Annotated in this window: 16 protein-coding genes and 1 riboswitch; of the genes, 8 read left to right on the plus strand and 8 right to left on the minus strand. The window is 46.2% G+C overall.

All coding sequences use genetic code 11. The annotated features are described in order from the left end of the window. Positions 1 to 43 precede the first annotated feature (43 nt). Positions 44 to 1,123, minus strand: coding sequence for an aspartate-semialdehyde dehydrogenase (gene asd / locus B9Y59_RS06470; RefSeq protein ID WP_054322974.1), 1,080 nt, complete (start codon positions 1,121 to 1,123; stop codon positions 44 to 46). A 306-nt stretch (positions 1,124 to 1,429) separates the two neighbouring features. After that, positions 1,430 to 1,607: riboswitch (Lysine riboswitch) on the minus strand. Positions 1,608 to 1,730: 123 nt separating this feature from the next. Between asd and queA the strand changes: the two genes are divergently transcribed. Then, positions 1,731 to 2,822, plus strand: a complete 1,092-nt coding sequence (gene queA, locus B9Y59_RS06475; protein WP_411655763.1) for a tRNA preQ1(34) S-adenosylmethionine ribosyltransferase-isomerase QueA — start codon at positions 1,731 to 1,733, stop codon at positions 2,820 to 2,822. A 114-nt stretch (positions 2,823 to 2,936) separates the two neighbouring features. Here the strand turns inward: queA and B9Y59_RS06480 are convergent, their stop codons facing one another. From B9Y59_RS06480 to B9Y59_RS06490, 3 genes are all read right to left on the minus strand, one after another. After that, positions 2,937 to 4,688 (minus strand): ABC transporter ATP-binding protein, encoded by a 1,752-nt coding sequence (locus B9Y59_RS06480; protein WP_085532461.1) that lies wholly within the window; start codon positions 4,686 to 4,688, stop codon positions 2,937 to 2,939. After that, positions 4,685 to 6,436 carry an ABC transporter ATP-binding protein gene (locus B9Y59_RS06485; RefSeq protein ID WP_085532463.1) on the minus strand — a complete coding sequence of 584 codons (1,752 nt, stop codon included), beginning with the start codon at positions 6,434 to 6,436 and terminating at the stop codon, positions 4,685 to 4,687. The genes B9Y59_RS06480 and B9Y59_RS06485 overlap by 4 nt, the downstream gene beginning before the upstream one ends. A 69-nt stretch (positions 6,437 to 6,505) precedes the next feature. After that, on the minus strand, positions 6,506 to 7,141 hold the full coding sequence (locus B9Y59_RS06490; protein ID WP_330395894.1) for a TetR/AcrR family transcriptional regulator: 636 nt from the start codon (positions 7,139 to 7,141) through the stop codon (positions 6,506 to 6,508). A gap of 248 nt (positions 7,142 to 7,389) precedes the next feature. Here B9Y59_RS06490 and B9Y59_RS06495 point away from each other — a divergent pair, with 248 nt between their 5' ends. From B9Y59_RS06495 to B9Y59_RS06505, 3 genes are read left to right on the plus strand one after another with little or no spacing between them, the layout of a single operon-like run. Continuing rightward, on the plus strand, positions 7,390 to 7,845 hold the full coding sequence (locus tag B9Y59_RS06495; RefSeq protein WP_085532465.1) for a MarR family winged helix-turn-helix transcriptional regulator: 456 nt from the start codon (positions 7,390 to 7,392) through the stop codon (positions 7,843 to 7,845). Beyond that, complete coding sequence (locus tag B9Y59_RS06500) at positions 7,821 to 9,584, plus strand: ABC transporter ATP-binding protein (RefSeq protein WP_085532467.1); 1,764 nt, start codon at positions 7,821 to 7,823, stop codon at positions 9,582 to 9,584. Before B9Y59_RS06495 ends, B9Y59_RS06500 begins: the two co-directional genes overlap by 25 nt. Continuing rightward, positions 9,550 to 11,394 (plus strand): ABC transporter ATP-binding protein, encoded by a 1,845-nt coding sequence (locus B9Y59_RS06505; protein WP_054322970.1) that lies wholly within the window; start codon positions 9,550 to 9,552, stop codon positions 11,392 to 11,394. Before B9Y59_RS06500 ends, B9Y59_RS06505 begins: the two co-directional genes overlap by 35 nt. 245 nt (positions 11,395 to 11,639) lie before the next feature. Here B9Y59_RS06505 and B9Y59_RS16760 read toward each other — a convergent pair whose 3' ends face one another. Continuing rightward, complete coding sequence (locus tag B9Y59_RS16760; RefSeq protein ID WP_085532469.1) at positions 11,640 to 11,873, minus strand: helix-turn-helix domain-containing protein; 234 nt, start codon at positions 11,871 to 11,873, stop codon at positions 11,640 to 11,642. Between the two features lie 581 nt (positions 11,874 to 12,454). Between B9Y59_RS16760 and B9Y59_RS06515 the strand changes: the two genes are divergently transcribed. The 4 genes from B9Y59_RS06515 to B9Y59_RS06525 all read left to right on the plus strand — a co-directional run bounded on the left by B9Y59_RS06515 (position 12,455) and on the right by B9Y59_RS06525 (position 17,151). Beyond that, positions 12,455 to 13,402, plus strand: coding sequence for a helix-turn-helix domain-containing protein (locus tag B9Y59_RS06515; protein ID WP_442856150.1), 948 nt, complete (start codon positions 12,455 to 12,457; stop codon positions 13,400 to 13,402). A 69-nt stretch (positions 13,403 to 13,471) separates the two neighbouring features. Continuing rightward, positions 13,472 to 13,618, plus strand: coding sequence for a hypothetical protein (locus B9Y59_RS15680; RefSeq protein WP_158088963.1), 147 nt, complete (start codon positions 13,472 to 13,474; stop codon positions 13,616 to 13,618). A gap of 1 nt (position 13,619) precedes the next feature. Beyond that, positions 13,620 to 15,395, plus strand: a complete 1,776-nt coding sequence (locus B9Y59_RS06520) for an ABC transporter ATP-binding protein (protein WP_085532471.1) — start codon at positions 13,620 to 13,622, stop codon at positions 15,393 to 15,395. Continuing rightward, entirely contained in the window at positions 15,388 to 17,151 is a 1,764-nt protein-coding gene (locus B9Y59_RS06525; RefSeq protein ID WP_085532473.1) for an ABC transporter ATP-binding protein, read from the plus strand. The genes B9Y59_RS06520 and B9Y59_RS06525 overlap by 8 nt, the downstream gene beginning before the upstream one ends. A 171-nt stretch (positions 17,152 to 17,322) precedes the next feature. Here the strand turns inward: B9Y59_RS06525 and B9Y59_RS15685 are convergent, their stop codons facing one another. The 3 genes from B9Y59_RS15685 to B9Y59_RS15690 form a co-directional block, all read right to left on the minus strand. After that, the gene (locus tag B9Y59_RS15685) at positions 17,323 to 17,481 is read right to left on the minus strand and encodes a hypothetical protein (protein WP_158088964.1); all 159 of its coding nucleotides are present in this window, start codon (positions 17,479 to 17,481) and stop codon (positions 17,323 to 17,325) included. 15 nt (positions 17,482 to 17,496) lie between these two features. After that, complete coding sequence (locus tag B9Y59_RS06530) at positions 17,497 to 17,817, minus strand: GLUG motif-containing protein (protein ID WP_085532475.1); 321 nt, start codon at positions 17,815 to 17,817, stop codon at positions 17,497 to 17,499. Positions 17,818 to 17,912: 95 nt separating this feature from the next. Then, positions 17,913 to 18,179 carry a hypothetical protein gene (locus tag B9Y59_RS15690; protein ID WP_158088965.1) on the minus strand — a complete coding sequence of 89 codons (267 nt, stop codon included), beginning with the start codon at positions 18,177 to 18,179 and terminating at the stop codon, positions 17,913 to 17,915. Between the last annotated feature and the right edge of the window lie 123 nt (positions 18,180 to 18,302).

Genomic DNA, 18,302 nt, shown 5'->3' on the forward strand with positions numbered 1-18,302 from the left:
TAGTTAACTGAGAATATGCATGTATATTCGTTCCCTTTGGAAATCAGTCCAAGTATCCCTTTGCACAGAGCAGCTCTGCCATCAGAACAGCGCCGCCAGCGGCGCCGCGCAGCGTATTATGAGAGAGACAGACAAACTTGATGTCGTACTGGGTATCCGGGCGCAGGCGGCCGATCGAAACGGCCATACCGTTCTCCAAATTGCGATCCAAGCGGGATTGCGGACGGTCATCCTCGCGGAAATAATGCAAGAACTGCTTCGGCGCACTCGGCAACTCGAGCTCCTGCGGGATACCTTTATAACTCTCCCAACGGTGGATAATCTCCTCCAGCTCGATTTTCTTTTCGTAAGAGACAAATACGGCTGCGGTATGCCCATCGGAGACCGGCACACGCAGGCACTGGGAGGTGATGCAGGGAGAGGTAGCGTTTACAATTTTTCCGTCCTCCACATGTCCCCAAATTTTCAGAGGCTCGTTTTCAGATTTTCCTTCTTCTCCACCAATAAAAGGAATCACGTTGTCAAGGCTTTCCGGCCAAGTTTTAAAGGTTTTTCCAGCGCCGGAAATGGCCTGATACGTGCAAGCCAACACCTTAGTGACATTCAAATCCATCAGTGGGTGAATGGCTGGGACATAGCTTTGCAAGGAACAATTGGATTTTACAGAAATAAATCCGCGCTTCGTACCAAGACGTTTGCGCTGTGCTTCGATTACAGCAGCGTGATCTGCATTGATCTCCGGAATAATCATCGGCACATCCGGGGTACCGCGATTTGCACTGTTGTTTGACATAACGGGGCATTCTGCCTTTGCGTAGGCCTCCTCCAATGCCTTGATCTCGTCCTTGTTCATATTGACGGCACAGAAGACAAAATCTACCAGCGAAGCAACTTTTTCTACATCCGCTGCAGCATCAAAAATGATCATTTCTTTCATGGATTCTGGCATGGGGGTACTCATAGCCCAACGTTCGCCCACTGCTTCTTCATAGGTCTTGCCGGCTGAACGGCCGCTTGCGGCGAGCGCCTTTACTTCAAACCACGGATGGTTTTCCAGAAGCGTTGCAAAACGTTGTCCAACCATACCTGTAGCTCCAATAATTCCAACTTGATATTTTTTCATTGTACCATTTCCTCCTATATGATGATATGGGAATAGCTGAAAAGAAAGAACCTGACAGAGCGAAAAGATACCCCTCCTGAAACAGTCCTTAGAAATGTATCCAGAGCAATTCTTGAAAGATTGAAATGGCCAGATTGTTTCTTTTCGGTTTGACCGGAACGGCAGCGTCCAGGCGGGCCGCGCGTGTTCCCCTACTGTGTTATGGTGGGACAAATCTCCCACGTACATAGCGCAATAAAAAAACCGGTTGAAAACCGGTCATCAAATCAATATAATAGAACTTGCTCGGTATTCCTTACGGACTTTACTGCCGATAGCGCTCCATCATAAATCTATGATGACAGTTGCAGCGTTCTTCACTCTGCCCCCAGAAGAACGCCGGCCAAACGCCGCTCTCCTTCGGCGGTTTTCCCTTTCACAGGCGTTCCCGGGCTTTGGCACCCTCCCGCGTGATACTCTTTAAAACCGCACCTCTATCCATCTATTCAAATTATCATCATCATACCATGGGTTTTTAGGGTTGTCAATTTATTCTTTGTTAAAGTTTTTCCTCGTTCTTTGTATGGCGGAAAAGAATGAGAATTTATCAATTTTAGGAGAACATAAAATGGAAGAAATGAAACGGAATTGGAGCACACATGACTTTTATTACGATCTTCCAAAGGAACAGATCGCTCAGACGCCGCTGGAGCCGAGAGATTCTTCGCGGCTGCTTGTTTTACATAAGGACACAGGTGAAATGGAGCACCGGCATTTTTTTGATATAATCGATTACTTAAACCCAGGGGATTGCTTGGTTTTAAATGATTCCCGTGTGCTTCCAGCGAGGCTTTACGGAATCAAGGATGGTACGGGCGCCAAAGTGGAGTTTCTTCTGCTGACGCACCGCGAGGGGGACATTTGGGAAGTGCTGGCAGGACCGGGTAAGCGTGCAAAACCTGGAACGCATTTTACATTTGGCGACGGCCTGTTGCGTGCAGATGTGCTGGAAGTTGTAGAGGGCGGCAATCGGATTGTTGAATTTCATTACGAAGGAAACTTTTACGCGATTTTAGATCAAATCGGACAAATGCCGTTGCCCCATTATATTACGGAAGACCTGAAGGACAAGGAACGCTATCAAAACGTTTATTCCAAAGAGATCGGTTCGGCTGCAGCGCCAACGGCGGGGCTTCATTTTACGCCAGAACTCTTAGAGCGCATCCGAGAAAAAGGAATCAAGACGGCTTTTGTGACGCTGCATGTAGGCTTGGGGACATTCCGCCCGGTGACGGTCGAGAATGTTTCAGAGCACAGGATGCATTCGGAACATTATGCGATAAGTAAAGAGGCAGCCGAACGCATCAATGAGACCAAACGCCATGGTGGCCGCGTGATCGCTGTTGGAACCACAAGCTGCCGTACTTTGGAATCCGTCGCATTAAAGGAAGGTTGTATTCGAGAGAGCGCCGGATGGACGGATATTTTTATCTATCCTGGCTTTCAATTTCAAGTGCTTGACGGCTTGATTACCAATTTTCACCTGCCAGAAAGCACTCTGATCATGTTGGTCTCAGCCCTGGCAGGCTATGACCTTACGATGCAGGCCTATCATACGGCAGTAAAGGAAAAGTACCGCTTTTTCAGCTTTGGTGATGCGATGTTTATAACAGGCAGGATGCCAGAGCGTAAGGAAGGGGACAAAAAAGCCCAGTTCTAAAAGTACTTTTTGGGGGATACGTCCAAATAGAAATAAAAGAGCCTGTGGATTCCATTTGACAATGAAATCCACGGGCTTTTTGTCTTTCTCCGCGAAACACAGGGATTATATCCATTAAGCTGTGCCATTACGGTTCCAACCGCGGCTGTTTTCTCGGACGGTGACGAAATCTTTGTAGATACCACCCGCCTGTATGAGCTCTTCATGGGTCCCGGACTGGGCGATTTTACCGTTGGCTATGACAAGAATTTGATCGGCCCCCCGGATCGTGTTCAGACGGTGGGCGATAACCAAGAGCGTCTTGCCCCGACAGAGTTCATTGATAGCCTCCTGGATGTAACTCTCATTGTCGGCGTCCACACTGGCAGTTGCTTCATCCAGAATTACAATAGGGGCATCCTTTAAAATGCAGCGCGCAATCGAGATCCGCTGTTTCTCTCCTCCGGAAAGGGTCTCGCCGCCCTCACCGACCATCGTTTCAAATCCATCGGGTAAGGCCATAATGAAATCGTAACAGCGCGCTTTTTTGGCTGCTTCCATGACTTCTTCGCGTGTAGCATCCGGACGGCCCATACTAATGTTGTTATAAATGGTATCTTGAAATAGATATACCCGCTGAAACACCATACTGATATGATTCATCAGATCGTTCAACTTGACATTTCGGACGTCCTTACCGCGAATCATTACTTGACCGGATTGAACATCCCAAAAACGGGTTAAAAGGTTGGCAATCGTCGATTTTCCTCCACCCGAAGGACCTACCAAGGCGATCATTTGGTTCCGCTTTAGATCGAAGGAAATATTGTGCAGTACCTCTTTGTCCCCATATGCGAAGCGGACATCTTTGAACTGAACCTCCGGCGTTTTACTTTTCTCGGGAATCCGATCCGCGCCGTCATCAGGGAGTTCTTTTTCGTGGAATACCTCTTCAATACGATCCATGCAACTGTTCATTACCGTCAAGCGTGTGGCTTGCCCATATAATGCTTTCAAAGGACCGAAAAGGTCGAAAACAAAAAGCATGATGCCAACCAGGAACGTCACATCCAATAGAGCTTGGCTGTTGAGAAACATAGCAACAGCGATAATCGTTGCTGCTCCAAGCCCATAGACCATATTTAACCAGCGTTGCCAGGGTGCATGATTTTCCTCAAAACGGAGATTGGTTTCACAGCTTTGCCGGAAATTCTCGGAGAGTTCCTTGGATTTTTCTCCCAATAGATTATAGGTCTTGATGATGCTGATGCCTTCGGTGAAATCGAGAACTGCTTCGGTTAGATTCTCGCTTTGTTCTTGGCGGGTGTAGGAATCTATAACAGCCTCCTTTTTCATGCCCTTGGCGACCAGCAGAATGACCAATAAAATAGCAAGGCCAGCAAGGCCAATCCAAATGTTGAAAAAGAACAAAAAGACCAACATAATTGCTTCTGCAAAGATATAGCTCATCATGTCGGCAAGGACGGTCATACAGTTTTCTTCGATAAATACCATATCGGTGGACAGAACAGAGCTGATTTTTCCAATGTTTCCTTCGGTGAAATACCCCATGGGCATCCGCCGCAGATGGGCGCCAAGCTCCATACGCATATCCGAAAAGACCATAAATCCAGCTGCGGATTGTAACCGATCTGCAATGTGATGGAAGACAACCTGCAACAGGACACAGGCGACCATTGCGATTCCATACCATAGGCACAGTTCCTCTGTAATAGTATTTTCATAAAAGGCAGCAAGCGCCAGGAAAGCCAACATGATGGGAGCCTTGGCAAGGAGGGACTTTAAAAAGGAAAAAATAAACGCAATCTTGATTCGATTTTTATAAGGGCCAGAAACCGCAAGAATTCGTTTCATCAGAGTAATCATTTGTTCTCCACTCCTTTCGCGGTGCTGACTTTCCACTGCGCACTGCCTTCTGCCGCTTTCCAAAGTTTCTGATATTCTGGACAACTTTCCAGGAGTTTCTGATGCGTACCTACTGCCGAAAGTTTGCCGTTTTCCAACACACAGATTTGGTCGGCTCCAACAATGGAATAGAGACGGTGCGCAATGACGATGACGGTTTTTCCCTTGATAACCTCCGCAATTGCTTCGTTCATTTTCTCTTCATTTTCCGGGTCCATAAAGGCAGTCGCTTCATCCAGAACAACAATGGGGGCGTTCTTTAAGATTGCACGGGCCAGCGAAATACGTTGCCGTTCACCGCCGGAGAGCTGTTTGCCGCCGTCGCCAGCCATGGTGTGGATGCCATTCTCCAATCTGGAAAGGAATTCTCCGCACTGGGCCTTTTCAGCCGCAGCCATGACTTCTTCATCGGTGGCGTCCAACTTTCCCAATCGAATATTCTCCATCAGGCTCATATTGAATAGAAACTGCTCCTGAGCTACATAAGAAATCTGGTTATTCAGTGCCTCGATACTCATTTCTCGAATATCTTGCCCTCCAATCCGGATGGAGCCACCGGTGACATCGTAATAATGGACCAACAGTTTCGCCAACGTTGATTTTCCGCTTCCAGATTCACCGACAAAAGCAGTGAGACTCCCTTCTGGAACGTTGAGTGTTATTCCGTGTAGAACTTCGTCCTTCTTGTATGCGAAATGGACATTCTCAAAGGAGATGTTATGGTTTTTCCCTCGGAAAGAATTGTTTGTCTGCTGAAGAGCGGGAGCACTCATCATTTGCTCCAAAGTCGTTATTTTGAAATTGATCTGAGGAAGAGTGGACATAAAACCCAATGCCCGCAACAACGGTGCACCAACGCCAAAGGACATACACAGGACCAGAGCGAGATCCGGCAAAGTAGAGTTCCCTTGTAGTACCAGATAGGCGCCGATTGGGAGGGTAAACAGTGCAACGCAGGGGAGAATGCTATTATACAGGGCCATCCATGGCCAACATACTTTATACCAGGCCAGGGTAAAGTCCCGATACCCGCGGACATCCTTCTCAAAACGGTGGTAGGATTCTCCATCCCGGTTAAAGACTTTCACAACCTCCATTCCATTTATGTATTCAACGATAGTGTTATTCATCTTTTGAGCAGCCGCATAATACTGTCCCATTTTGCTAGTACCTGCGCGGTACATGGCCATCATTGCCGCCAATCCCAGTGGCAGAGAACACAGGGAGAGGAGGGCAAGTTTCCAATCAACAAAAAACATGGCAATAAAAACAAGGGCAGGAACAGCCAGATTCGCAATCCCTTCCGGCAATGCATGGGCTAAAAGAAGCTCGATGGACTCGATGTCATCTATGAACATCTTTTTGATCGAACCGACGCCTTTTTCTTGGATGACACCGAGTGGTTGCTTCTCCAGTTTCCCCTGTAGAGAGATGCGCAAATTCTTCAGGGTATGATAAGCGGACCGGTGGGAGAGGGAGAGCCCCCTTACGTAAAATACCGCATATAAAATACCGCAGACGGCAATCGCAAGGATGCGCCAGATCACATATCCAGCGTCGACTGACTCCCGCATGAGCAGGGGGCGTATAAGCTGGTAGATGAACAGAAAAGGAATGACGTTCATCACCATGCCAATCAGCATCGCAACCATGGCAGAATAGGTGGTTTTTCGGTATTCGCCGGCATATTCCAATACTTTTTTAAACAACGTTCCTTCCTCCTTTGCTAATTAGCCTTAGCTAACTTTGCGACAAAAAAGAACCTCTCTTAGGAGAGGTTATGAGCCGGGCTCACAGAAAGCAAATGCTTTTTGCCAGTTAAAGAGATTACACACAATCCGGCAATGGGCTTCAATTTGTTCCCAGGAAAAGTCGTGGATGAAAGGCTCATAAATCGTGGCCCAAAATGCCGAGAGAAGGATATGAAGTTCCTGTTGTGAGATATCTGAACGGCAGAGATTTCGTTTTTGGGCTTCCTTCAAAAAAACGCTGGTTGCCTCGGTTAACATCTCGACCCAATCATGCTGAAAATTGGCATAGGCAGTCCCTTCAGCACATTTGAGCAAAAGGGTAAAACCATCATGCCGTTCATATAAAAATCGGAACCACCACATCATATCTTCTTCGTCCATGTACCATTCTCGGATTAATTCATCATCGGATAAAGCGCTTGCATCTCTGCCACCTCTTTGTTTGGCGACAGCATTTAAATCAGCGACCGTATTGGCAACCACAGCACAAAATAGGTCCTCTTTTCCCTTGTATCGCTTATAAAGGGCGCCTGTGGTAATTCCTGCACCATCGCAGATTGCTTTGAGCGAAGTGCGTTCAAAACCATTTGCCAAAAATTCTTTTTTGGCACTTTCTAAGATCCGCGGATCGATGGAATGATCTGGAGTTGCCAGAGAAACCACTCCTTTCCTATGTTGATAATTTACTTATCGATAATCTAATTATCAATATATCATGCAATCGTTGTTCTGTCAAATTTCTTTACAAGGGGTAACTTTAAAAGCTTTTTTTGAATATGTTTTTCATTTAAAGGATAACAAAAATATCCAAAGATTTGTTGGGAAGACCATTGACAAGGAAACGGGGTATACTATAATTGATATATCAACTGTTGATATATCAATTAGTGGATTGCCAAGAGGTGAAAACAATGGAAAACACATTTTATATGCGGTTATACCGTACATTTCATGCCCAGAGGGGATACCTTCGCTCGCATTTGGGCCTGTCCGGATTGGGAAATGGACAACCGAAGCTGTTGGTCTATTTAGCGGGGCAAGGACCTTGCAGCCAGAGACAGTTGGCAGAATATTTCGAAATTGATCCGGCTGCCGTGTCCCGCATGCTGTGTACGATGGAAAAAAGCGGATTTATAACAAGAGGAATCAATCAGGAGAGCCGGCGAAGCGATCGAATTGAACTTACAGATCAAGGGCGCCGTTATGCAAAAATATGGAGAAAAAACTATCAGGATATGGAGGAGCGGATGCTTAAGGGATTTAGCGATCAGGAGCGGGAGCAATTTGCCGAATATCTGTTGCGTTCCTATCAAAACTTTCAAAACCAAAAGGAGGAACAGGCATGCGAGACATCAAACGACTGTTAAAATACATGGGCCCCTATCGGAAGGATATGGTGATTGGAGCCCTATTGGTTTTGGTGGAGACTGGTTTTGAGCTCGTTATCCCCGTATTGATTGCCGACCTAATTGATGTTGGTGTGGTGAATCGCGATGTCGATTACATTATTTCTAAGGGACTCCAGATGGGGATTTGTGCCATATTAGCGCTGATTACCGGTCTATTATATGCGCACTTTGCTGCACGAACGGCTTATGGCTGGGGTGCCCAAATCCGAGAGGCGCAATATGAGAGGGTTCAAAATTATTCTTTTTCCAATTTGGATCACTTTGATACCTCCTCTTTGATTACGCGCATGACGACGGATGTAACGGTGCTTCAGAATGCAATTAACGGCGGCTTCCGGCCATTGGTTCGCGGCCCGGTGATGCTGATTATGGGCGTGGCGTTGTCCTTTTGGATGAACCCGCAGCTGGCCTTTGTCTTTGTAATCTGTGCTCCTTTGTTGGGGATCGTCCTGTTCTTTATTCTCCGCAAGGTAGGACCGATGTACAGCCATTTGCAAAAGGTGGTAGACCGGTTAAACAACGTCGTTCAGGAGGGGTTAACTGCGATTCGTGCAGTCAAAGCCTTTGTGAGAGGAGAGTATGAAGAAGAGAAATTTCAAAGTGTCAATACAGATTTGATGGAATCCAGCCGGACAACGTTTCATTATGCGGTTTTGAACCTTCCTGCTTTTCAATTTGTTATGTATACCGCGATTGTACTCATCATGTGGTTTGGCGGAAATATGATTTTGGCTTCTACGTTGCAGGTGGGAGATCTTACCGGTTTTTTGAGCTATGTCATGCAAGTGATGAACTCTTTAATGATGATTGCAAATGTGTTTCTACTGCTTACGCGTTCATTGGCTAGCGCGCGCCGTATCAGCGAGGTTTTGGACGAGCAGATTGTGTTGTCCACCCCCAAAAATGCCATGACAGAGGTCCATGACGGGAGTGTTGATTTTGAAAATGTCTCCTTTAAATATCGCGAAGATGCGCAGGAATATGCACTCTCTGGGGTAACTTTGCACTTTAAGCCTGGGCAAACGATTGGAATTTTAGGCGGAACCGGTTCCTCCAAAACGACGCTGGTACAGCTGATTCCACGGTTGTATGATGCTACAGAAGGCGTTGTAAAGGTGGGCGGACGCGACGTACGGGAATATGATCTTCAGGTATTGCGCGATTCGGTTGGAATGATTTTACAAAAAAATGTACTTTTTTCCGGTACTGTGCGAGAAAATTTGCAATGGGGAAATCCGGAGGCCGATGACGACACCCTATGGGCGGCTTGCCGGGCAGCTTGCGCGGATGAATTTTTACAGCGGATACCCAAAGGGCTGGATGCAGATCTGGGCCAGGGAGCCAATAATATCTCCGGTGGACAGAAACAGCGGCTATGTATTGCCCGTACATTGTTGAAACATCCGAAGGTGCTGATTTTTGACGACTCCACCAGTGCGGTGGATACAGCGACGGAGGGAAAGATTCGTACAGCCTTGTCTGCTCTTACCAATGTGACGAAGATCATCATTGCGCAGAGGATTACCTCCGTAATGCATACGGATCAGATTGTCATTTTAGAGGACGGCAAAGTGCACGCTATTGGAACCCACCAGGAGCTATTGGAAACCGATCCAATCTATCAGGAAATTTATCGATCTCAAATGAAAGGGGGAGAGGAATATGGCGGCGCAACAGCTCAGTGCCAAAAAGCCTAAAAATCTCCGCTATACGATCCGCATGTTGTTGTCCTATATGGGGCGGCACAAATTGATTCTCCTGGTGGTGGCGGTTCTGGTAACCATCAGCGCCTTGGCGAATTTGTTGGGAACGTATATGATACGCCCGGTGGTCAATAACCTTGTATCTGGAGAAGTGGATACATTGCTCAGTGGGGTGATATTGACAGCGGCGATTTATGGAATAGGGGCACTCTCCGCCTATGGTTATACACAAGCGATGGTCAAGGCGGCACAGCAGGTATTGTTTGATATTCGCCGGGATCTGTTTGCGCATCTACAAACATTGCCTCTCAAATTCTTTGATACGCAGAGGCACGGCGATATTATGAGCTATTTCACCAACGATGTGGATACGATATCCGACGCGTTAAACAACAGCTTTGCAATGGTTATTCAGAGCTTTATCCAGATGGTGGGGACGCTGGTTATCCTGTTTATCTTGAATTGGCGCCTATCGCTGATCGTTGTGGTATGTTACGCAGCGATGTTCCTTTATATCCGTTTCAGCGGGAAACGCAGTAAAAAATACTATACCCGTCAGCAGGCCAGTCTTGGCGATTTGGATGGCTACATTGAAGAGATGGTCAATGGGCAAAAAGTCGTGAAGGTATTTAATCATGAAGCAGCGAATCTAAAAGAGTTTCAAAAGAAAAACGAGGCCTTGCGTAAAGCGGGTACAGGAGCCCAAAGTTATGCAGCTACAATGATTCCCGCGGTGGTCAGCATTTCCTATATCAACTATGCCATTGTCGCTGTATTGGGGGGAATCATGGCACTACAAGGGACAACGGATGTCGGAAGTTTAGCAAGTTACTTGGTTTTTGTCCGGCAGGCTGCCTTGCCAATCAATCAGTTTACTCAGCAGAGCAATTTCCTTCTGGCAGCTTTGGCAGGCGCGGAACGCGTCTTTAATGTGATGCAACTCAAGCCAGAGATTGACGAAGGGAAGGTGGACTTGGTCAATGTGGAAGAGAAAGCAGGGCAATTCGTTCCCTGCGAAAAAAAGACGGGTCGTTGGGCATGGCGCAAAATGGATGGGACATTGGTTCCTTTGTGTGGCGATGTTCGATTTCAAAATGTCGAATTTGGCTATGAATCCAATCACCCGGTCCTGAAAAACATCACCCTCTATGCAAAACCAGGACAGAAAATTGCCTTTGTAGGCTCTACAGGGGCGGGAAAGACCACCATTACGAATCTGATTAATCGGTTTTATGACGTACAGGGCGGCTGTGTCACATACGATGGGATCGATGTCAAGGACATCAAAAAAGAGGCACTTCGGCATTCCTTGGGGATTGTCTTACAGGATACCCACCTCTTTACCGGGAGCATTGCAGATAATATTCGCTTTGGAAAGTTGGATGCGACCGATGAGGAGATCAGGCGGGCAGCTCGCATTGCCAATGCGGATTCTTTTATTCGACGGTTGCCACAGGGATATGATACCATGGTGACCGCTGACGGTGCCAATCTTTCACAGGGACAGCGGCAACTTTTGGCCATTGCCAGGGCAGCTGTGGCAGACCCACCGGTACTGATTCTGGATGAAGCAACCTCCTCCATCGATACCCGTACGGAATCTCTGATTGAAAAAGGAATGGATCAGCTGATGGAAGGGCGTACAGTATTTGTGATCGCCCATCGTTTGAGTACGGTGCGCAATGCTGACGCGATCATGGTACTGGAACATGGACAAATTGTGGAGCGCGGGGACCACGAAGATCTGCTTTTGCAGAAGGGGCGATATTATCAGCTTTATCATGGCATGTTTGAACTGAGTTGACAAGATGCGGCCGCTGAGACCATTTCTACGTAAAAAAGCAAACAATTGCATTGTAGAAAATCCTGTGGTTGAATTCATAACAAGGAAGCCATTTTTTTTAGAAAAATGTGAACATGAAACAATGTTTGCTGCAATGATACCGACTCCGCAATCAAGAAAAAGAGCGCCCCGAAGCTGACCAATGGCCTGATTCGGGGCGCTTCTTTTATCGAATCCATTTAAGATTTGTTTGAATAGCGGTTTACCTATTTTTGCGCTTTTTTTCGAAATTCTCCAGGCAATAATCCTGTACTCTTTCGAAATAGTTTTGCAAAACGGCTGGCACTGGTATATCCCACTGTTTTTGCTATCTGACCGATGTTCAAATCTGTGTCAGAGAGAAGGTGTCCTGCTTGACTTATGCGGGATTGCTGGAGATACTCTGTGAGGGTACAGCAATTGTATTGCTTAAAATTTGTTTGCAACTTAGTTTTTCCCATGCATGCGATTTTTTCCAATTGCTCTAATGTGACATCTTGGACATAGTGGTCGTTGAGAAAACAGGCAATAGTTTCCAGCAGCTCTATATCCTGCGGTGAAAAATGCTATTTGTTCGCCTGCCTTTCTTTAGACTTTTTACTCCGCTCAACAATCAGGGTGACTTTTCCCACATAGAAGAGTTTGGTGGCCGTTCCTCTTTAGAAAAAGTCCAAATGGTACAAAGTTGTCTATTCGGAGTAGAATTTGTGGAAGGTTTCCTGTATGGTTGATAAGGATGGACCAATGTTGATTGTATTGATATGAGTTTTGACGAATAACCAAGAAAGGAAACCCTGCTATAGATGAACTCTTGAAAAGGAATCATCCCACAACGATTGGAATCGATTCAATGACGGATTGGTAATCCATTGGAGATTCGATGAACCGACCAGCGAATTGAACGGTCACGGATGAAGTAGTAGCCAGAGAGATTCACTGATTGACAAATCTATTTATATAGGGATAGGGTAGGGAAATTTTACAATATGCTTTTGAGCGCTTGCTGAAAATGGAATAATAAAAAACAAAGGGGTGTGAGAGGTTGACAGAGACTATCCTGTGGAACAGCTCGTTGATACCAGTGGCACAGAGTGACCGCTGTGCTGTTTTCCAGATGAAAAACGATACAGGTGAAGGCACTATGACCATGTATGACGTATTTCCCGGCGTCATGTTGGCTTACAACGACTATCATATGGAACATTGCGAATCTGTATTTCAGACGCCGCAGGAATTATTTTGTATAGACCATTGCCGGGAAGGACGCTTGGAATATGCAGCCAATGAAAGCGCTTACTCATATGTAGAAGCTGGAGATCTGAAGATGGATTGCCGGTTGGAACATACGGGCCATTTCACTTTTCCACTGTCTCACTATCATGGAATTACGGTAAGTTTTACACTTCCGGAAGCAGCGCGCCGCCTAAAAGAACAGATACAAGATTTTCCGGTAGACCTCTATGCTCTGCGGGAAAAATTTTGCAACGGTGGGCATCCAATGGTCATTCATGGAGCCCCATCCATTGAACATGTTTTTGGCGAGCTGTATGCTGTCCCGGAAAAGATCAAATTGCAGTACTTTAAAATCAAGGTTTTAGAATTACTTCTTTATCTGGAGGCAATTGAATTGCCTCAGCAGAGGGAGGAACGCCCCTATTTTTACAAGTCACAGGTAGAAAAGATTAAAGCGATTCAAAGGCAAATGACAGAACATTTGGAGCACCATTATACCTTGGAGGAACTTTCAGAACAGTTTGATATTCCGCTGACGCCGATGAAAAGCTGTTTCAAAAATGTTTATGGAAGTCCAGTCAATACGTATATGCGTGCTTATCGAATGAATCGAGCTGCAAGTCTGCTTCGAAGGGAACGGGAACGCAGTGTTGCAGAAATCGCCGGTTTGGTAGGGTATGACAGTCCTAGCAAGTTTGCAGCCGCCTTCAAGGCTGTCATCGGACAAGCCCCCCTGGAATACCGGAAAAATGGATAGTTTTATGTAATAAAAAGATGGATAAAAGGCCCCTCTTCATGACAGAAATCGCATGAAGGGGGCCTTGTTTTGTATGCAGACCACTCACAGAAGGTTTTCATTCCCGACGAAATGGAGCAGAGTAGTCCAACAGGAGCGGAAAAGACGATTGTAATCTTCTATGATAAAAATAATCCGCAAAAGTGGATGAATATGTTGTATGAAGGGAGTCTTTGACATGAAACAAGAAAGCTGGTTAAAAACCTTGCTTTCATTTGCATCCCCTTGTAAGGGAAAGATGGTTTTATCCGTTCTATGTGCAGTCATCAGCGTAATAGGCGGGTTTGTACCCTATTTAGGCATTTATGAGGTTTTGCGCATGTTTATCGATGAAACTGCGGGTTGGTACAGCCTCCTGTTTTGGTGCGGGATTAGTCTGGGCGGTTACCTTGTAAAGATTGCTTTTTATGGGATTTCAACGGTTCTGTCCCACGTTTCCGCCTATACAATTTTGGAGGGATTGCGCTTAAAAGTTGCGGATCGTTTAATGCGCGCTCCTTTGGGAGAGGTACTGAACAAGTCGATTGGTAGTGTCAAAAGTACAATTGTTGATCGTGTGGAGGACGTGGAGCCGCCTTTGGCCCACATGATTCCAGAGTTAAGTTCCAATCTATTGCTACCATTGGGGGTGGTCGTTGCTTTATTTGTAATGGACTGGAGAATGGGCTTGGCCTCTCTGGTAACAATTCCAGCGGCGCTTATTCCTATGATCTCCGGTTTAAAAACGTATAATTCACAATATGCCGCTTATATGAAGGCAAACAACCGGGTGAACAGCGTTATCGTAGAATATGTTGAAGGAATTGAGGTCGTCAAGGCATTCAATCAGGCTTCCAGCTCCTATGAAAAGTTTACAGGGGCCGTTCGTTCCTTTAAGGAGTTTACGATGGCTTGGTTTGAGAGTACTTGGAAATCCATGAATTTGTGCTTTGCCATTCTGCCAACCACATTGCTGGGTACACTTCCTGTCGGGGTTGCCCTATATCTGGACGGAAGTATGGGACCAGCAGAACTGGCATTGTGTTTTATGTTAGCTTTAGGAATTGTTACACCGCTTCTTAAAGCGACACAGTTTTTAAATGAAGCCAAAAGCATGGAATATGCAGTGAGGGATGCCAACCATATTTTACAATTGCCGGAACTCAAAGAGGCACCGAAGCCAGCTCAATTAGAGAACAATGATATTGTCCTTCAAGACGTATCCTTTTCTTACACAGGTAATTCTGAAGATGAAGTTCTACACCATATCCATTTGGCAATGCCTGAAGGAAGCTTTACCGCTTTGGTGGGGCCATCAGGAGGTGGAAAATCGACGGTTGCAAGGTTAATTGCACGTTTCTGGGATGTGACGAATGGAAGTATCAAAATCGGTGGCGTAGACCTTCGGGACATTCCTCTGAAACAGCTGGCGGATACAGTCAGTTTTGTCACACAGGATAACTTTCTTTTCGATTGCTCTCTCAAGGAGAATATCCGATTGGGAAATCCACACGCAACGGAAGAGCAAGTCTTCGCAGCCGCGCGGGCTGCACAATGCGAAGATTTTATTTGCCGTTTGGAAAAAGGATGGGATACGCCAGCAGGAGAGGCTGGAAAGCAGCTTTCTGGCGGAGAACGTCAGAGAATAGCTATTGCACGCGCCATTCTAAAAGATGCTCCCATTGTCATTCTTGACGAAGCGACTGCATTTACGGATCCAGAAAATGAGGACAAGATACAACGATCTATTATGGAACTTTCCCGGGGGAAGACTCTGCTGGTAATTGCTCATAGGCTCTCTACCATTCAGAATGCAGACCAAATTGTCGTTCTGAAAAAGGGAACGATTGTTGACATTGGAAAACAGGACGAATTATTGCAGCGATGCCCACTATATCAGCAGCTGTGGCAATCCCATGTGGGGGCAAAGCATTGGTCGGTTACTGAGGCAAAGGGAGGTTATGCACATGTTTAAGACCATTAGGCGTATTATGCGATGGGCAAAAGAATACCGGGGACGGCTCTACTTGGGATTTGTATGTTCCTTTTTTTCAACATGGTGCGCGGCTGGCCCTGTGATTGTTGCAGCTTGGGCATTGGGAAAAATGATAGAGGATAGCCGTGGTGGAACGCCGGTAACCTTCCGGATGATTTGGATTTGCCTGGCTGCGGTAACGATTTTCATTCTTTTGCGCTTTTTCTTTTCATTTTGGAAAAACAAACTTCAAGAAAGTATTGGCTATGAGGTTGCTGTGGAACAACGCGTACAAATCGGGGATATTCTGAAACGCGTATCCTTGGGGTATTTTGCGAAAAATAATATTGGTGACATATTAGCGGCTATTACGACGGAACTGTCAACCCTAGAACTTCAAGGGATGAAAATGATCGATGCAGTTGTGAACGGATACATACAGGTGACGGCGATTATTTGTTGCGTTGCATGTTTTTGTCCAGTTGCTGCAGTGGTTTCCATTATTGGGGTGTTGCTCTCCGCTGTGGCTTTACATGGAATCAACCGTCAAAGCGCCCGAACCGCACCGGTGGGGCATAAAACCCAGGAAGAACTTTCGGGGGCGTCCATTGAGTATGTACGCGGCTTATCAGTCGTTAAATCCTTTGGGCAGGAAGGAGCCTCTGTAGGCCGTTTCCGTCAGGCTGCCAAAAAGAACAAGGACATTCGTATAAAAAATGAGTTTGGATTTGTCCCTTGGAATTGCCTACATCTTCTGTTTTTAAAGGGAACCTCGGTAGCCTTGGTATTAGTTGCGGCATGGCAAACGCTACAGGGTGGAATGGAACTCCCCCTGCTGTTGATGATAGCCATGTTTTCCTTTACGGTCTATGGGGGAGTAGAATCCATCAACGATGCTGCCCATGTCCTGTCTGTGATCGATTCGGCGATGGATCGTTTAGAAGATATTGAACATGCGGAGTTTATTGATGAGAAGGGAAACGATCTCTCCATAAATCGTTATGATATAACCTTTCATCATGTATCCTTTGGCTATAATGACCGAGAGGTGCTGCACGATGTCTCGTTTACCATACCAGAAAAAACGACGACTGCCATCGTGGGACCATCCGGAAGTGGAAAGACCACGATTTGTAGCTTGATTGCCAGGTTTTATGACGTTCATGCAGGAGCCATATTGATAGGTGGGCACGACGTACGGGAGTTTACCTGCGATAGCCTTTTACGAAACATTTCTATGGTTTTTCAAAACGTATATTTGTTTCACGATACGATTCGAAATAATATTCGGTTCGGAAATCCCTATGCAACAGACACAGAAATCGTTGCAGTTGCCAAGGCAGCCCACTGTCATGATTTCATTATGGCACTTCCCGACGGATATGATACCGTGGTAGGGGAAGGGGGCGGAACGCTTTCTGGAGGGGAGAAACAGCGGATTTCGATTGCCCGGGCAATGTTAAAGGACGCGCCGATCATCATTTTGGATGAGGCGACCGCGAGCGTGGACCCGGAAAATGAACACGAAATTCAGCAGGCAATTTCGGCTTTAGTCCATGGGAAAACGATTATCATCATTGCTCATCGTCTAGCGACCATTGAAAATGCTGACCAGATTCTGGTGGTAGACAATGGACGAATTGTACAGAAGGGGACCCACTTGGAATTGCTGGAGCAAGAGGGTGTTTATCGCCGGTTTGTGAAAGTGCGTGAACAGGCGGAAGGCTGGCGAATGGGAAAACCCAAAGGTCAATAGTTCTGGTTGTATTACGAGATAAATGGAAATCGATATAAAACGATTGGGCATCCCGCATTCGGTTGAAAAAGCCGAATGGTAGGATGCCCTTTATGCGGCGGATGATGTAAGGGCCCAATACGTTTCTAAACAGAAACAGTGGAAGTTTTCCCGTTCTATATGGAATAGCCTTTATTCGGCACTTTCGAATTTGGTGCTGGTTTGTCCAACTGCATTGGTCAAGGGTTCGCCATTCGCTGTGACGGAGATCTCACAGCTTTTGATCGTGCAGCCCTCTGCACGGCCGGCAATTGCCCCCGGCGTGACCGTACCTGTGATGGTTGCTGTCACAGAGCAATCTTGAATTTAAAAGACACTTTCCATGTCCGGAGTGTTCATATAAAGCCCAGTGCCAATGAGACCACCCACGTGTGTAGCCCCCTCGCTGCACTCGATCTGTGCATTTACCGTGCATCCTGACACCAGAGCAGGGGCGGAAAGATCGAAATTCCCAGAAAAACCGCAAAGTCCACCTATCCCATGCGCATTTTTTCCGGCACGTATGGTTACATCCGCTGAACAGCCAGTAATGCTCTTCATACTTTCTAAGCACCCGGCAACACCGCCCCCCATTGCATCATGGCCTTCCGAAATAACAGTGCCCGTACCGGAACAATTTGCAATCATACCCCCAAAAGATCCTCCAATTACCAAACCGCCGCATTCGTTGGAATCCTCTAGGATATACCGGCCATCTGTATAGTTATTTTCACCGAGAACGGTTACAGTAGAATCTTCTGTAGAGCATCCGGATGCCGTTCCTCCCATGTTGCCACCAATGATACCGCCCACACATTATAAGCAGTGGAAGTGACTTTTCCGCTTGCCTGTAGGTGTTCTGCTGTTCCACAATTATAACCAATTACAGCGGTCACAGCCATCATACCAGAACAGTCTGCTTGGCTGATCGTAAGATTTTTCACAACTTTTAACGAATAGTGCGGTTGGCCAAATTGTATAGAAAAACAAAACAGCCGTTTCATGCTCACTTTGTATTTTCTATTAAAACGAACTCTTTTTCTTACAAGGTATCTATGCTATAATTACTTGGCGTTGAGGGCAGAATCGCTGGTACAGAGGTTTTGCTTTTGAAATTTTTGCTATTAAAGACG

Origin of the sequence: Anaeromassilibacillus sp. Marseille-P3371, from assembly GCF_900169665.1 — a bacterium.
Taxonomy (GTDB): Bacteria; Bacillota; Clostridia; order Oscillospirales; family Acutalibacteraceae; genus Anaeromassilibacillus.

What these genes read in the sequence shown, in the direction of transcription:
- asd (WP_054322974.1), bottom strand. Translation starts at nt 1,123, where the DNA reads ATGAAAAAATATCAAGTTGGAATTATTGGAGCTACAGGTATGGTTGGA.
- queA (WP_411655763.1), top strand. Translation starts at nt 1,731, where the DNA reads ATGGAAGAAATGAAACGGAATTGGAGCACACATGACTTTTATTACGAT.
- B9Y59_RS06480 (WP_085532461.1), bottom strand. Translation starts at nt 4,688, where the DNA reads ATGATTACTCTGATGAAACGAATTCTTGCGGTTTCTGGCCCTTATAAA.
- B9Y59_RS06495 (WP_085532465.1), top strand. Translation starts at nt 7,390, where the DNA reads ATGGAAAACACATTTTATATGCGGTTATACCGTACATTTCATGCCCAG.
- B9Y59_RS06500 (WP_085532467.1), top strand. Translation starts at nt 7,821, where the DNA reads ATGCGAGACATCAAACGACTGTTAAAATACATGGGCCCCTATCGGAAG.
- B9Y59_RS06505 (WP_054322970.1), top strand. Translation starts at nt 9,550, where the DNA reads ATGGCGGCGCAACAGCTCAGTGCCAAAAAGCCTAAAAATCTCCGCTAT.
- B9Y59_RS16760 (WP_085532469.1), bottom strand. Translation starts at nt 11,873, where the DNA reads ATGGGAAAAACTAAGTTGCAAACAAATTTTAAGCAATACAATTGCTGT.
- B9Y59_RS06520 (WP_085532471.1), top strand. Translation starts at nt 13,620, where the DNA reads ATGAAACAAGAAAGCTGGTTAAAAACCTTGCTTTCATTTGCATCCCCT.
- B9Y59_RS06525 (WP_085532473.1), top strand. Translation starts at nt 15,388, where the DNA reads ATGTTTAAGACCATTAGGCGTATTATGCGATGGGCAAAAGAATACCGG.
- B9Y59_RS06530 (WP_085532475.1), bottom strand. Translation starts at nt 17,817, where the DNA reads ATGATTGCAAATTGTTCCGGTACGGGCACTGTTATTTCGGAAGGCCAT.